At 56.6% G+C, this 15533-nt stretch carries 13 protein-coding genes; 3 read left to right on the top strand and 10 right to left on the bottom strand.

All coding sequences use genetic code 11. From position 1 onward, the window contains the following. Position 1: 1 nt before the first annotated feature. A complete protein-coding gene (locus tag LZP73_RS11145) occupies positions 2-1897 on the bottom strand; it encodes a M61 family metallopeptidase (protein WP_234235069.1) in 1896 nt (631 codons plus the stop codon). 614 nt (positions 1898-2511) lie between these two features. On the opposite strand from LZP73_RS11145, the gene LZP73_RS11150 reads away from it, so the two are divergent. Then, complete coding sequence (locus tag LZP73_RS11150) at positions 2512-2871, top strand: hypothetical protein (RefSeq protein ID WP_169564342.1); 360 nt, start codon at positions 2512-2514, stop codon at positions 2869-2871. A 324-nt stretch (positions 2872-3195) separates the two neighbouring features. On the opposite strand, the gene LZP73_RS11155 is transcribed toward LZP73_RS11150, so the two are convergent. Then, the gene (locus LZP73_RS11155) at positions 3196-4197 is read right to left on the bottom strand and encodes a zinc-dependent alcohol dehydrogenase family protein (protein ID WP_234235071.1); all 1002 of its coding nucleotides are present in this window, start codon (positions 4195-4197) and stop codon (positions 3196-3198) included. Positions 4198-4300: 103 nt separating this feature from the next. Here LZP73_RS11155 and LZP73_RS11160 point away from each other — a divergent pair, with 103 nt between their 5' ends. Further along, positions 4301-5179: a LysR family transcriptional regulator gene (locus LZP73_RS11160; protein ID WP_234235073.1), complete on the top strand. Its 879-nt coding sequence runs from the start codon at positions 4301-4303 to the stop codon at positions 5177-5179. Positions 5180-5406: 227 nt separating this feature from the next. Beyond that, positions 5407-6159: a hypothetical protein gene (locus tag LZP73_RS11165; RefSeq protein ID WP_234235075.1), complete on the top strand. Its 753-nt coding sequence runs from the start codon at positions 5407-5409 to the stop codon at positions 6157-6159. Positions 6160-6447: 288 nt separating this feature from the next. Here LZP73_RS11165 and LZP73_RS11170 read toward each other — a convergent pair whose 3' ends face one another. The 8 genes from LZP73_RS11170 to LZP73_RS11205 all read right to left on the bottom strand — a co-directional run bounded on the left by LZP73_RS11170 (position 6448) and on the right by LZP73_RS11205 (position 15505). Continuing rightward, positions 6448-7128 (bottom strand): PilZ domain-containing protein, encoded by a 681-nt coding sequence (locus LZP73_RS11170; protein WP_234235077.1) that lies wholly within the window; start codon positions 7126-7128, stop codon positions 6448-6450. A gap of 198 nt (positions 7129-7326) precedes the next feature. Then, complete coding sequence (locus tag LZP73_RS11175; protein ID WP_169564349.1) at positions 7327-7983, bottom strand: 3-oxoacid CoA-transferase subunit B; 657 nt, start codon at positions 7981-7983, stop codon at positions 7327-7329. A gap of 29 nt (positions 7984-8012) precedes the next feature. Then, positions 8013-8717, bottom strand: a complete 705-nt coding sequence (locus LZP73_RS11180; RefSeq protein ID WP_234235079.1) for a CoA transferase subunit A — start codon at positions 8715-8717, stop codon at positions 8013-8015. 92 nt (positions 8718-8809) lie between these two features. After that, positions 8810-9703, bottom strand: a complete 894-nt coding sequence (locus tag LZP73_RS11185) for a hydroxymethylglutaryl-CoA lyase (RefSeq protein WP_234235081.1) — start codon at positions 9701-9703, stop codon at positions 8810-8812. A gap of 1 nt (position 9704) precedes the next feature. Next, complete coding sequence (locus LZP73_RS11190) at positions 9705-11741, bottom strand: acetyl/propionyl/methylcrotonyl-CoA carboxylase subunit alpha (RefSeq protein WP_234235082.1); 2037 nt, start codon at positions 11739-11741, stop codon at positions 9705-9707. Further along, entirely contained in the window at positions 11742-12626 is an 885-nt protein-coding gene (locus LZP73_RS11195) for an enoyl-CoA hydratase-related protein (protein ID WP_442800732.1), read from the bottom strand. Positions 12627-12652: 26 nt separating this feature from the next. Continuing rightward, positions 12653-14275: a carboxyl transferase domain-containing protein gene (locus LZP73_RS11200; RefSeq protein ID WP_169564356.1), complete on the bottom strand. Its 1623-nt coding sequence runs from the start codon at positions 14273-14275 to the stop codon at positions 12653-12655. Between the two features lie 60 nt (positions 14276-14335). Then, complete coding sequence (locus LZP73_RS11205) at positions 14336-15505, bottom strand: isovaleryl-CoA dehydrogenase (RefSeq protein ID WP_234235084.1); 1170 nt, start codon at positions 15503-15505, stop codon at positions 14336-14338. Positions 15506-15533: the final 28 nt, after the last annotated feature.

A 15533-nucleotide genomic window follows, 5' to 3' on the forward strand; every position in this document is an offset into this window, starting at 1 on the left:
CTTAGCGTGGCGTCAACAGCTGCGTCAGGTAATCCGGCTTGCTGTCGATGCGTTCCAGGTGCGGGTATTTGAGGCCGCCGTGGTAGTCGAGCTTCAGGGTCCGGTACTGGTTGAAGTCCTTGACCAGAAGTTCTATGGGCGCCTTATTGTCTTTGGCGGCGATCACCGCATCCTTGAGGGCGTGGCCATCCATGTCCAGCTGTTCACCGTTGATGGCCACTATGGTCATGCTGGGGGCCAGGCCGGCGTTAAAGGCCGGGCTGTCCCAGAGCACATCCTTGAGTGTGCCATCCTTGCCCACCATGAAGCCAAGCGAATAGACAAAATCTATGCTTTCGTAGCGTTTTTCCGCCGCCTTGACCGCCTCTGTTATTTGCTCGTTATAGACCAACTGCCAGCCCTGGTCGGCCAGGGAGCTGGACAGGTTCACATGCCCCTTGAGGCGAGCGTTGAGGAATTCGCTCCAGTCATACTGCTGGACGCCATTCAGGCTGGCCACCACATCCTCGAATTCGTAGGTGTTGACATCCCAGGCGCCCGGGTTGACGCCGAAGAAGGCCTTGGCGAAATCGTCCAGGCTCAGCTTATTGGCGCTGAGTTCACGCAGCTTGGCATCCACCGCCAGCCAGATCAGCTCACCGCCCGAGTAGTAGTCTTCGCTCATCTGATAGTTGCGATAGGCCAGGGGAGTGCGTTGGGCTATGGTGGGATCGTTGGTGGTATCCAGTATGTTGCGCCACTGCATGCCGGGGCGGCCCTTGTCATAGGTGGCCGCCAGGCGCGCCATCATGTCCATGGTCTGCTCCTGGCTCCAGAGGCCGGAGCGGGCGGCGATGACATTGCCCCAGTACTGGGTCTGCCCCTCGTAGACCCAGAGGCCATGGTCACGCTTGACCTCATTGTAACTTGGGGTCCAGACGCCGGCGGGGCGGCGGTACTTTCCGTTCCAGGAGTGATTGAATTCGTGGGCCAAGAGATCCCGCCCCAGCCAAGACTTATCCCACTCGGTGAAGTAGTTGGGCTTGGCGCTGTTCTCACTGGATCTGTGGTGTTCCAGGCCTATGCCACCCAGCTTGTCGGTCAGGGCCAGCAGGAAGTCATAGTGATCATAATGATGGGCGCCATACACCTTGTACATCTGCTGCACCAGGTTGCGGTGAATTGTCAGGCTCTCTTCACTCAGCTCAAGCGATTTGGCCTTGTCGGCAAAGACGTTGAGATGCACGGGGGTCTCGGCGCCTGGCGCCAGGTCCAAGCGTTTGTAATAGCGCCCGGCAAACATGGGAGAGTCCACCAGGTTCTCGAAATCTATGGCCTTGAAGCTGACGGTATTGCCATGCTGGCCGGTTTTTTCCAGTGCGGTGGCGAACTGCCAGCCGTTCGGCAGGGTTACGCTGGGAGCAACCTGGATCCGGCGGCTGTAATGGCCTGCCGGGTACAGGGCGACCGTGTTCCATTGCAGGTTGAGCATTTCCGGGGTCATCACCACCCGGCCCTGTTCCGGGTTCTGTGGGCTGAGGAATTTAAAGTCCAGGCTGATGCTGGTGACGCCTGCCGGTACCTGCAGATTGAAAGCATAGACGTTGCCTTGATCCCGCTCCCAGGGAATGGTCTTGCCCTTGGCACTTATGCTCAGGCCGGCGATTTTGTCTATGGGGCCAGTGGGGGAATGATGACCTGGGATCCATTGGGGATAGAGCAAGGTCAAGGGGCCAGGAGTCACAGGAATGTCTTCATGGACCTGGAAGATACGGTGGCTCAGATCTGTGGCGTCCACTTTCAGGCTCAGGGTGCCTGCATAGGCTTGATCCTGAGGGGCCGCAATCTCGGCCCTGGCCGGCAGTGCCAACCCCAATAGAGTGCTGAATACGGCAATCGCTACGGCAGATTTTTTCACTTGTGTCTCCAATGTGCCGGGCATTAAAAGCGCCCGTTATTTTATTATGTTGGATAGTTATTATTTCCACGGCTCGCAGGGCGAACTCGGACTTGGCACCATACATCCCGAGTCAGGCAAAGTCGCACGAGTGTATTGATGCAGAGATACAGAAGGAGATAGCCTCGTTGGTATAAGCCAATAGTTGCACTCAGCAGAGGTGGAATACACCTCTGAAGCCAGGCTCCTTGCTGCACTTGGCCTTTATCTGGAGTTAAAATCACTCATGCAAAATGCCATGCGAAATAAAAGCATTGAGACAGACTAAGCTTTTCCCGGGGATAAGTGAAGCCAAGCGCTTAACTCAGATGTCATTTCAGTTTTCCCAGCCTGGATAGGGCGGCGCCATCGACGCGTCTTATTCTTGGCTCAAGCTAGATTTGAGTTGTCGTTAATTCTCTGTCTCAGAAAGTTTACGACATTTATATTCCCTGTCATTTTACTTTGGCAAAGGCTGAACTAGACTTTTGAGGCGTTACACAACCGCCTTGCAACGAGGCTTAGTGCAGCTCGAAGCAAGTGGTCGTTCTTAACCTAATTGAATCTATGGATCAACACACATTAAGGAAATGATTATGGCACTTTCAGCATCACTGGAAATCGTAAATAACACCAGCTACAACATCAAAATCACCGGCGTGAGTAAGGTCAATGACGACTCGACTTTTGCCGGCATTAAGGTGGGGGATGTGATCCTACCCGACGGCTCTGAGACCTTGGCCATGGGCAACTCTTCGGTATTTTTGGCGCCCAAGGGCTGTGGTGCCGATATCACCTTTATCGTCGCCGATGACAATCTGGACCTGGGCAACGTTTATCTGGATATTCCCGCCGTTGGTGCTCACAGTTTCAGCTACGGCAATGAAACGGTGTTCGCTTATGCAACCCAAAACCCCAGTGGTAATAACTATATCGTTGCCATTTCCTTGAAATAACCGAAGATAAAAAATATCGGCATGCTGAAATAGCATGCCCGATACAGCATGTCAGATATAGATATGCCCTATAGGGATATACTCCCTAGATTTCAGCAATAAGTGACACATTCTATATTGACACTAGAGAGGCGGGTGTGCGGCAAAGTGCCATGCCCGCTTCTCTTATATCACCATCCTGGCCAGTGCCGCTGGGCATTAGCTGGCGTCGGGTCTTGCATTGTTCAGAGTTTGATGCGCATAACAGCTTGGGCCATTGCAATATCTGCTAAAGACTATCAATCATCGGGAACCTGACAACGAGGGAAACACCTTCCCCGTGAATCAAATGTCGGCAATAGTGATGACAACTTTACCTTTGGCCCTGCCTGCCATGATATGACTATGTGCCTCATTGGTCTGTGATAAATCAAATTTGTTAGGATCCTGAATGACCCGTAATTGGCTGTTGTCCACTAATTTAGAGGCTTGCTGCATTATGTGGCCATGGTGAGCACGGGCCTTGCCCGTTTGCAATGGCATTAAGGTGAAGACACCCGAATAGGTTGCACCTCTAAAGGATAGCGGAGCAAGGCTGTGTGTGCCCCAGCCTAAACAGCTGACGACGTGACCCGTATAGGTTTTTACCGACTCGAAGGCATTATCCAACACTGTGCCGCCAACCGTATCATAGACTATGTCGAACCCGGCACCGCCGGTATATTGGTTCAGGTACTCTTCAACTGAGGTGCGTTCGAAATCGATTGGCGTGGCACCTAAGTTGCGGATTGTTTCTGCATCTTGTGCTTTGCCTGTGGCGTAAACCTCGGCACCATGGGCTTTAGCAATCTGAACGGCCATTTGCCCTACGCCACCGGCACCACCATGGACCAATACGCTTTGTCCTTCGCTGACCTTAGCCCTATCGACGATTCCCTCCCATGCGGTGATAAAAATCAGTGGGATGGATGCAGCTTCTCGCAGTGACATGGATTCCGGTACCTTTGCCAGCAGAGCGGCATCCACAACTTGGTATTCAGCTAAGGCACCTTGATGACCGCCGATACCTCCGGTCAAGCCAAATACTCGGTCCCCCTGCTTGAATTGGTCGACTTCGCTGCCAACCGAGTCGACAATGCCGGCCATGTCCATACCCAATACGGCCGGGAGGGGATGCTTGGCGTGGGGGGCTTTCCCTGCACGGATTTTAAGATCCAAAGGATTAACCCCACTGGCAGCGACCCTCACTCTGACTTCACCCGGCTTAGGTGTCGGAACGGCTAAGATCACGGATTTAAGGGGGGCGTCTATGTGTTCTGCAATGACGGCTTTCATGGACTCAGACATGAGTTTTCTCCAAATGAATTGAACGTTTTCTTAAGAGTATATTTATATATTTTTGAATTGAAATTAACTAAAATGCAGTACATTTATTCAAAAATGAATAGTTATGAATTGGAATGATGTGCGTTTCTTTTTAGAGGTTGCCAGGGCGGGGACCCTGAGTGGGGCGGCTAAAGTTTTGGGAGCCAGCCAGCCAACGGTTGGACGCCGTATTCAAAGCCTGGAAAAAGCCATAGGACAAAGACTGTTTCAACGCTCTTCTGAGGGTTTCTGGCTCACGGATGAAGGCCTGATGATGCTGAGTTTCGCCCAGAGAATGGAAAGTGAAACCTTGGCCTTATCACGCAGCCTGCAGGGGCAAGATCAAGAGTTAAGTGGCTCGATCAAGGTGTCATCCTCGGATTGGTTTGGGAGCCATGTTTTAAGTCCCCTGTTTACCGAATTCTTAGCGCTTCATCCTAAGCTGATGATAGAGCTTGTGACTGATAGCAGGCCATTCAATCTCAATCGCAGAGAAGCCGATTTGGCTTTTCGTATCTTACCCTTTGAAGACCCTGACATTGTTCAACGCAAAGTGCTTACCATGAAGTATGGCGTCTATGCTGCGGCAACGCTCGACTGGCAAAAGGTTGGTACTGGCGCCGGAATGCAGCTGATCACTATGGACAGTCAATTTGGGAGTATGCCGGATGTCCTGTGGTTGAAGCAGCATTGTCCAGATGCGCAGGTCATTTTTACCAGCAATAATCGCATTGCCCAAGCTCAAGTCTGCTCATTGGGCAAAGGGCTGGCTGTATTACCTGAATTACTCGGCGATCGCTACCCGGGCCTGAAAAGAGTCGAGGTGGGGGAGCACTTGCCGAGTCGCGATGTCTGGATGGGGTATCATCAGGATTTTCGACACTTACTCAGACTGAGAGCGTTAATCACGTTCATTACCGAGGCGCTGCAGCGGGATCCCAGTATGCATCTGCAAAATACATAGCAGTGCCCCATACACACTCACACAGGCTTATTGCGCCTGTGTATCATCCCGGCACTCTCTGTTCGGACTCTGTCGGCGTATCCGCTGTTTGGCTGCCAATTCTGCCGTTCTCTGGATGTTAAATTCAATTCTTGCGGCGATTTTTTTGGGCTCGGTAGCGAAATGCTGGTTCTTTGCTAAGCTTGCCTCGACGTTTAGTTAGATTCATTAATTTAAGGAGAGAAGATATGAGTAATAACTACGTTTATGCCTCTTACAAAGGTTCGCAACAAGGAGTCACGGTTCGCGATTTAGGTTTGGACCAGATCTCATTCATCAATACCGGGTTCGATATTAATGGGGTGGCGGCCGGCGCCGATAACGATTTTTACGTCGCTTCTGCCAACAACATTTATCACTATCGGACTGACGGTGCGCTGATCTCGCGGATGACCTTTCCCGACAAAGGCATTATCTACACCAGCTTGACCGTGCGTGGCGATTTGCTGTTTGCGACCTATAAAGGTTCACAAGTAGGGGTAACGGTTCGGGATTTGAATCTCACTCAGATTTCCTGGTTTGCGACGCCCTTTGTCAGCAGTGGCATAGCGGCAGGGCCCAGCCAGGATGTGTATCTGGCCGCAGGTAATCACATCTATCGTTACAAAACCAATGGGACGCAACTACAGGACATGACCTTCCCTGTCACCAGCATTAATTACACCGACGTCAGTGTATTGGAAGATAGGCTGTATGCTTCTTATAATGGCTCGCAACTCGGATTTACCGTACGCGATTTGAATCTGAATCAGTTGTCCTATTGCAACACCGGCTTCAATATCAGCAGCATCGCGGCCGGGGCCAGCAACAATGTGTATCTGACCTCGAGTAATCATATTTACAACTATTCGGCGGCCGGGAATCTGTTGGCCGATATGAATTTCCCCGATAAGGGGGTCGACTACACCAGCGCTTCGGTGGTATTTACCAGCCTGACCTAACCCAGGCTCAGGGCCAGAGCACGGACGAGTCTGGCTAGGGCTCGTCCGTGCTGCTTAGGTCAGTAGCCGTAAAATATGAGGGCCGGTAGCGGTAAAATAGGCGACCGCTAGCGGTAAAAAATTAGCCTAGTAACGCTTAGTAAAACAGTAAACCCCCTCGCCAATCCGCCATTTGCCGTGAGTTTTAAGTTGTAAAGGCTACCCTAGCTCTAGCTGCAGCCGTGCCGTCCTGGCAGGCTGAGAGACACGAGTCCAGGCCCGGGAAAGTTCAAAACGGATAGACTGGCGTCATGGCTCGCTGGTCCACATGGTTTCGTCAAAGTCAGCTTGTATCTCATCGAACTTGATGCCGACACATAGACCTGTATCTTCCATTTTGGAGTTACGCACCAAGCCCTGGATCTGCCTTTGCGGCTGCCCTTCCTGGCCATGCAGATTGATTTGCACCGGCAACAGGTTGACCTTATGTCCCTTGTGGTTCGGGGCGAAGCGGAAGCGACACCCCACTTGGGAGATGTCCGTTATCAGGCCATCATAGGCCTTGCCCACCTGGCCATGCCCTGTACGTAACTGGATGGAAGCGGGAATGCTGATGCTGACCCGTCTTGTGGTCCTCAGCGGCCGGCGATGGATTTCGGTGGGGAAGGATAAAAACAGCAGCTTGTCGGGTAGACGCACAGCATTGAGTACCTGGCTCTTGAAGGCATAGCATTCACCGACACTGTCCTCTACCAGAAAGCGGCAGACGGCGACCAAGCCATTGAGGCTAAGCTTGGGCGGCAGGGCCTGCTCATCGAAGCGCACCAGGATGAAGCGACCCAGGCGATAGCCAATCAGTTCGCTGTGAAACCGACTGTTGTGGTGATCCAGCAGTTGTACATCCAGGCGCATGCCGATCCAGACATGTTCCAGCCATTGGCTCTGTGGTGCGAACGAATTCAGCGAATTCTCGACAATGACGTTTGACATCAAATACTTCCTATGTCGCAGACGACATCCATGTTTTTATTGCACTATACCTTGTCCTCGTCCTGAGAGCCATTGTCGTCGCAGTCGACGAGGAGGCGGCAAGGCTATTGCGGGCCCTTTCGGCATTCACATAGACATAAAAAACCACCCAAGGAGGGTGGTTCTCATATCAGACAGGCCTTCAGGCTTGGGCTAAGCCTAAAACACCATCTCAGGCACATGCTCCGGCACTATCAGCTTGCCGGCGGTCTTGGAAACGATTTCCTCGACACTGACCCCAGGGGCCCGCTCCAACAAGTGGAAGGCGCCGTCCTTGATCTCTATGAAGGCCAAGTCGGTCAGTACCCGCTTGATGCAGCCGTAACCCGTCAGCGGCAATTCACACTTGGGCAACAGCTTGGAGTTGCCGTATTTGTCGGCGTGCATCATGGTGACTATGATGTTTTCCGCGCCGGCCACCAGGTCCATGGCGCCGCCCATGCCCTTGATCAGCTTGCCGGGGATCATCCAGGAAGCGATGGAGCCGTCGACGTCGACTTCGAAGGCACCGAGCACTGTGAGATCCACATGACCGCCGCGGATCATGGCGAAGCTTTCCGCCGAGGAGAAGAAGGAGGCCCCCTTGACTGCGGTGACCGTCTGCTTGCCGGCGTTGATGAGATCCGGATCTATGGTCTCTTCGGTGGGAAATTCACCCATGCCCAGCAGACCGTTTTCCGACTGCAGCATGACTTCTATGCCGGCGGGGATATAGTTGGCCACCAGGGTAGGTATGCCTATGCCTAAGTTAACGTAATAGCCGTCTTTCAGTTCTTTGGCGACGCGCTGGGCCAGTTGTTCTCTGGATAATGCCATGGTATTGAATCCCTTATTGCTGCTGCGCCTTAGTTGGCGGCCTTGACGGTGCGCTGTTCTATGCGCTTCTCGAAGCTGGCCTGGATCACCCGGTTGACATAGATGCCTGGGGTATGGATATGATCCGGATCCAGTTCGCCCGGCTGAACTATGTGTTCGGCTTCGACCACGGTTATCTTGCCGGCGGTGGCCATCATGGGATTGAAGTTGGCGGCTGTCTTGCGGTATACCAGATTGCCCATGGTGTCGGCCTTCCAGGCTCGGATCAGGGCGAAATCTGCGGTCAGCGACTCTTCCAGCACATAGTGACGGCCCTTGATTTCACGGGTCTCCTTGCCGTCGGCGACCGGGGTGCCGTAGCCTGTGGCGGTGAAGAATGCCGGAATACCTGCGCCGCCGGCGCGGATTTTTTCCGCCAGGGTGCCCTGGGGGGTGAGGATCACATTCAGTTCGCCGCTGAGCATCTGTTGCTCGAAGGTGGCGTTCTCGCCCACGTAGGAGGCGATCATAGTGGCTATCTGTCTATGCTTGAGCAGCAGCCCCAGGCCGAAGTCATCCACACCCGCATTGTTGGAAATGGCCGTCAGGCCGCTGACGCCCAGCTTGACCATCTGCTCGATCAGCCCTTCGGGAATGCCGCATAGGCCAAATCCGCCTACCATTATGGTCATGTCATCGGTCAGGCCGCTCAGGGCTTCTTCATAGCTGCCGACGACTTTATTGAGTCCCGCCATTGTTATTTCCTTGTGTTTGGCGCCGATGTTCAGGTCGGCGCTGAAGCTGGATCTGTGAGGCTGGCTATGCCGCCGTGGCATAGCCAGCCAGGTTAGTTCTGTGCCGTGGCTCTGGCGACCTTGGCGCCGCTCGGCCGTCCCAGCGCCTGGCTGATGCCATTGCCGGCCGCCGCCAGCTTGGCTAAGTCTATGCCAGTTTCTATGCCCATGCCGTGCAGCATATAGACAAGATCTTCGCTCGCCAGGTTACCCGAGGCGCCCTTGGCATAGGGGCAGCCGCCGAGACCCGCCACCGAGGCGTCGAAGGTGCGTACCCCGGTATCCAGACAGGCGAGGATGTTGGCCAACGCCTGGCCATAGGTGTCATGGAAGTGCAGCGCCAGTTGTTCGACCGGTACCCGAGCTGCGACCGCATCCAGCATTCTACGGGCATTTAACGGCGTGCCAACCCCTATGGTGTCGCCCAGAGAAATCTCGTAACAACCCATTTTGTAAAGGATTTCAGACACGCGCGCCACTTCGGTGACGGCAATCTCGCCCTCGTAGGGGCAACCCAGGACGCAGGAAACATAACCCCGCACCCTGACTCCGGCTTCTTTTGCCTTTTCCATCAAGGGGATGAAGCGGGCAATCGACTCATCTATGGAACAGTTGATGTTGCGCCGGCTGAAGCTCTCCGAGGCGGCGCCGAAGATGGCGACTTCGTCGGCCCCGGCGGCAAGCGCGAGTTCCAGTCCCTGTAAGTTAGGGGTGAGGGCGCTGTAAACCACGCCCGGACTGCGGTTGATGGCGGCAAACACCTGTGCCGAGTCGGCCATCTGCGGCACCCACTTGGGGGAGACGAAGCTGCCGGCTTCGATGCGCTTGACCCCGGCAGCGCTCAGCTGGTCGATCAGCGCCACCTTGGCGGCCGTGGGGACCGCCTTCTCATTCTGCAGCCCGTCACGTGGACCGACTTCGAAGATACTGACCTCGGTTGGTAACATCTCAGTTCCCCTTGTCTTCTGCGTCTGGCACCAGAGCTTCGATTTCCAGCAGTTTGGCGCCATCGCCGACCAGCTCGCCACTCTGATAGTAGAATGCCGTCACTACGCCATCGAATGGCGCTTCTATTGTGTATTCCATCTTCATGGCTTCCATCACCAACAGCCCCTGACCCGCGCTGACGCGATCGCCGACCTGCACCAGGTGGGTGACGACAGTGCCGTTCATCGGCGCCTTCAGCTTGTCTTCATGGCTGGCCTGTTCCTCGACTATCTCAGTCTGGATGGCGCGGTAATGATAGCTGCCCGAGGTCAGGAAGAGGGTGAAATCGTCGCCGACCTGGCTGACAGGGATCTTGCTCTTGTGACCGTTGATCTCGGCAAGCAACATATCCTGTCTGAGCTCGCCCGCCAGCAGCAGTTCCCTGCCGTGCAGCGTCAGCTGGTAATAGCCGGCCACTTCGGTTACCGCCAGTTGTTGCAGCTGGTGGTCATTGTCCAGCAGGGACACATGGTGGACGTTGGCGCTGTTGAGGCGAAAGCCACTGGCCAGGCCCCATGGCGAATAAGGATCTGCGCTGTTCACCGCCGCGGCTTGGGCCTCGGCCTTACGGGCACATAGCTGATACAGGGCGGCCAGTGCCAGCGCCATGTCGGCCTCGCTGGAAGCCGAGCCTATCAGGGCATCGCCGTAACGCTCGATGAAGTCTGTGCTGAAGTCCGCTGCGGCGAAGGCCGGGTGCTCTGCTATGTTGGCCAGGAACTCTATGTTGTGCTTCAGGCCACTGATCTGATAGGACTCGAGCGCATGCACCAAACGCTGCAGCGCCCGTGGCCGCGACTCGTCCCAGACGATGAGCTTGGCGATCATGGGATCGTAGAAGTTGCTGATCACATCGTTCTCGCGGATCCCCGAGTCGATGCGCACGAACTTGCTCTGCTCCGGCTCGCGCAGGAAGTTGAGCTTGCCGCTGGCGGGCAGGAACTCGTTCTGGGGATCTTCGGCGTAGATGCGCACTTCGAAGGAATGGCCGTGAATGCGCACTTCATCCTGGCTCAGTGGCAGTGGCTGGCCGCTGGCAACCAGCAGCTGCCATTTGACCAAGTCCTGGCCCGTGACCATCTCGGTCACAGGGTGTTCCACCTGCAGCCGGGTGTTCATTTCCATGAAGTAGAAGTTGCTGCCGTCGTCGTCAGCCAGGGTGTCCAGCAGGAATTCGACAGTGCCGGCGCCGACATAGTCTATCGCCTTGGCGGCAGCGACGGCCGCCGCTCCCATGCGGGCGCGCAGGGTATCGGACAGACCGGGAGCCGGAGCTTCTTCGACCACCTTCTGATGGCGGCGCTGGATGGAGCAGTCACGGTCGGATAAGTAAATCGCATTGCCTAAGGTATCGGCAAACACTTGCACTTCCACATGGCGCGGCTGGCGCAGGTAGCGCTCCATCAACAGCTTGTCGTTGCCGAAGGATGAGGCGGCTTCGCGGCGCGCCGAGTCGATGGCGCCCTGAAGTTCGGCCGCATTTTCGACGATCCGCATTCCCTTGCCACCGCCACCGTAGGCGGCCTTGATCAGCAAAGGGAAGCCTATCTTGTTGGCTTCGCTGAGCAGCAGGGTATCGCTCTGATCGTCACCATGGTAGCCCGGCACCAGCGGCACCTTGGCGGCGGCCATGATGGCCTTGGCGGCGCTCTTGCTGCCCATGGCGTCTATGGCATCCGAGCCAGGACCGACGAAGGCGATGCCGGCAGCTTCGCACTTGCGGGCGAAGTCGGCATTCTCCGACAGGAAACCATAACCCGGGTGTATCGCCTGGGCGCCGGCCTTCTTGGCTATCTCTATGATGACATCGCCCTTGAGGTAGGAGTCTGCCGGGGCGCTGCCGCCCAGATAGAAAGACTCATCGGCCATGGCCACATGGCGGGCGTCTTTGTCGGCATCCGAGTAGAGGGCGACGGTGCGCACCCCCATGCTCTGGGCCGTCTTGATGATACGACAGGCGATTTCGCCGCGGTTGGCAATTAATAATTTGCTGAACATTTATTGGGCTCCTGGCGTATCGTCGGTTTTTTCTTGTGCTTTGGCGGCTTTTTGGCTTGAGGCTGTTTGCCGGCTCAAGGCTGTCCAAGCCGGCGGGCGCTTGTCGAAGAAGGCATTGAGGCCTTCCTGGCCTTCTTCCGATACCCGGATGCGGGCGATGCGCTCGCTGGTGTAGGCGAGGGTGGCGGCGTCTATCACCCCATTCTCCTGGCGCTGCAACAGGGTCTTGACCCAAGCCATGCCCTGGGGGCTGTTGGCCAGCAGGGCACTCATTATGGGCGCGGCGGCGGCATCCAGATCTTCATGTATTTCGTGGATCACCTGCAGCTCGGCCGCCTTGGCAGCATCGAAGCGTTCGGCGGTCAGCATGTAGCGCCGCGAGGCGCGTTGGCCCATGGCGCGGATCACATAGGGGCTGATCACCGCGGGAATGAGCCCCAGCTTGACTTCGCTGAGGCAGAAACTGGCCTTGGGGGTGGCGATGGCGATGTCACAGCAGCAGATGAGTCCCAGGGCGCCACCGAAGGCGGCACCCTGGACCAGGGCCAGTGTCGGCTTGGGGAATCTGTCCAGCGTCTGCATCAATCCGGCCAGGGCCTCGGCATCGTCGAGGTTTTGCTCGAAGTCCATCTTGGCCTGTTTACGCATCCAGTTGAGATCCGCGCCGGCACTGAAGTTCTTGCCCTCGGCCCTGAGCAGCAGCAGCTGACAGTCCGGGTTGGCGGCGAAGGCCTGAATGGCCTGGGTCATCTCGGCGATCATCACCTCGTCGAAGGCGTTATGCAGTGAGGGACGATTGAGGCTCAGTGTTCCCACGCCCAGCTCCAGGCTGGTGAGAATATGCTGGTACTGGCCCGGGTGTTTGGCTTCCATTGGGGTTTCCATAGTCGGTTCCTTAGCGCTTGCTGCCATTACATGCGGAACACGCCGAAACGTGTGTCCTCTATGGGGGCGTTGAGCGCCGCCGACAGCGCCAGGCCCACCACGTCGCGGGTCTGCGCCGGATCTATGATGCCATCGTCCCACAAACGGGCGCTGGCATGGTAGGGATGACCTTCCTTATCGTATTGAGCGACGATCGGCGCCTTGAAGGCCTGTTCTTCCTCGACCGGCCAGTCCAATCCCTTGCGGGCCAGACCATCGCGGCGCACTGTGGCGAGCACGCCGGCGGCCTGCTCGCCGCCCATCACAGAGATGCGGGCGTTGGGCCACATCCACATCATGGTCGGCTCGAAGGCGCGGCCACACATGCCGTAGTTACCTGCGCCATAGCTGCCGCCTATGATGACGGTAAACTTGGGCACTGTGGCGCAGGACACTGCGGTCACCATCTTGGCACCATGCTTGGCTATGCCTTCGTGCTCATACTTCTTGCCCACCATGAAGCCTGTGATGTTCTGCAGGAATAGCAGGGGGATCTTGCGCTGACAGCAGAGCTCGATGAAGTGGGCGCCTTTCTGCGCCGACTCGGAGAAGAGGATGCCGTTGTTGGCGACTATGCCGACCGGGTAGCCGTGGACGCGGGCGAAGCCACACACCAGGGTGGCGCCATAGTTGGCCTTGAATTCGTCGAAGTCCGAGTCGTCCACCAGGCGGGCTATGACCTCCTTGACGTCGAAGGGCTTCTTCAGATCTGTACCTACTATGCCATACAGCTCGTTGATGTCGTATTTGGGCGCCTTCACCTGGCCCGGGTGTGACGGGCTGAGCAGGCTGCGAATTTCTTTCTGATGATTGAGGCGCGACACGGCACGGCGCGCCAGTTCCAGCGCGTGATCGTCGTTCTGAGCCAGGTGATCGGCCACCCCGGAAATCTTGGTATGCACCTCGGCGCCGCCGAGCTCTTCGGCGCTCACTTCTTCACCCGTGGCGGCTTTCACCAGCGGCGGGCCGGCGAGGAAGATGGTGCCCTGTTCCTTGACTATGATGGACTCGTCCGCCATCGCCGGCACATAGGCGCCGCCGGCGGTGCATAGGCCCATGACCACGGCTATCTGGGGTATGCCCTTGGCCGACATCTGTGCCTGGTTGTAGAAGATGCGACCGAAATGATCCCTGTCGGGGAAGACTTCGTCCTGGCGCGGCAGGTTGGCGCCACCCGAGTCCACCAGATAGATACAGGGCAGGTGGCAACGGCTGGCGATGTCCTGGGCGCGCAGGTGTTTCTTCACCGTTAGCGGATAGTAGGTCCCGCCCTTGACCGTGGCATCGTTGGCGATGATCATGCACTCCACGCCGCTGACCCTGCCTATGCCGGCTATGATGCCGGCCGCCGGCACTTCTTCGTCATAGACCTCGAAGGCGGCAAATTGGGACAGCTCGAGGAAGGGCGAACCGGGATCGAGCAGTTTCTCGACCCTCTGACGCGGCAGCAACTTGCCACGGGACAGGTGACGTTCCAGTGCGACCGGGCCGCCACCTTGTTCGATTTTTGCCAGTTTGAGTTTGAGATCTTGTACCAGAGATGCCATGCCGTCGTATTTGGCTTTGAATTCATCGCTGCGGGCGTTGATGCGGCTGCCGAGTTGGGTCACTGTCTTATCCTTTTCGAAACAGGAAGGGTAGAGGGCGGCAGACCGCCCTCGATACATAGCTTATTTGGACTCGTTGAAGAGTTCGCGGCCGATCAGCATGCGGCGGATCTCCGAGGTGCCGGCGCCGATTTCATACAGCTTGGCATCGCGCAGCAGGCGGCCGGTGGCGTATTCGTTGACATAGCCGTTGCCGCCCAGCAGCTGGATGGCATCCAGCGCCATCTTGGTTGCCAGCTCGGCGCTGTAGAGAATGGCGCCGGCGGCATCCTTGCGGGTGGTCTCGCCGCGATCACAGGACTTGGCGACATTGTAGATGTAGGACTTGGCGGCGTTCATGCCGGTATACATGTCGGCCAGCTTGCCCTGTACCAGTTGGAATTCGCCGATGGACTTGCCGAACTGTTCACGTTCGTGGATGTAGGGCACGACTATGTCCATGCAGGCGGCCATGATCCCCAGCGGACCCCCGGAGAGCACCACGCGCTCGTAATCCAGGCCGCTCATCAGCACCTTGACGCCGTTGTTGAGGCCGCCAAGGATGTTTTCTTCCGGCACTTCACAGTCTTCGAACACCAGCTCACAGGTGTTGGAGCCGCGCATCCCCAGCTTGTCGAGTTTCTGCGCCTGGCTGAAGCCCTTGCTGTCGCGCTCGACTATGAAGGCCGTGATGCCGTGGGGCCCCTTGTCGAGATCTGTCTTGGCGTAGATCACATAGGTGTGGGCGTCCGGACCATTGGTGATCCACATCTTGTTGCCGTTGAGTATGTATCTGTCGCCTTGCTTGCGGGCGTGCAGTTTCATTGACACTACGTCCGAACCTGCGTTGGGCTCGCTCATGGCCAGTGCGCCTATGTGCTCGCCGCTGACCAGTTTGGGCAGGTACTTGGCCTTCTGTTCGCTGTTGCCGTTGCGGTTGATCTGGTTGACACACAGGTTGGAGTGGGCGCCATAGGACAGGCCGATAGAGGCCGAGGCACGGGAAATTTCTTCCATCGCCACCACATGGGCCAGGTAGCCCATGTTGGCGCCACCGAACTCCTCGGGTACAGTCACGCCCAGCAGCCCCATGTTACCCAGCACGGGCCAGAGCTCGTTGGGGAAGGCGTTGTCGTGATCTACCTTGGCGGCTATGGGGGCGATTTCATTGGCGGCGAAGTCCTGTACCGCGTCGCGCAACATGTCTATGTCTTGGCCTAGGCCGAAATTGAGGCTGGTGTAGAGTGAGGTCATGGCTTGTATCCTGTGTCTTATTGGTCCC

This window comes from Shewanella sp. AS16, from assembly GCF_021412365.1.
GTDB classification, from domain to species: Bacteria; Pseudomonadota; Gammaproteobacteria; order Enterobacterales; family Shewanellaceae; genus Shewanella; species Shewanella salipaludis.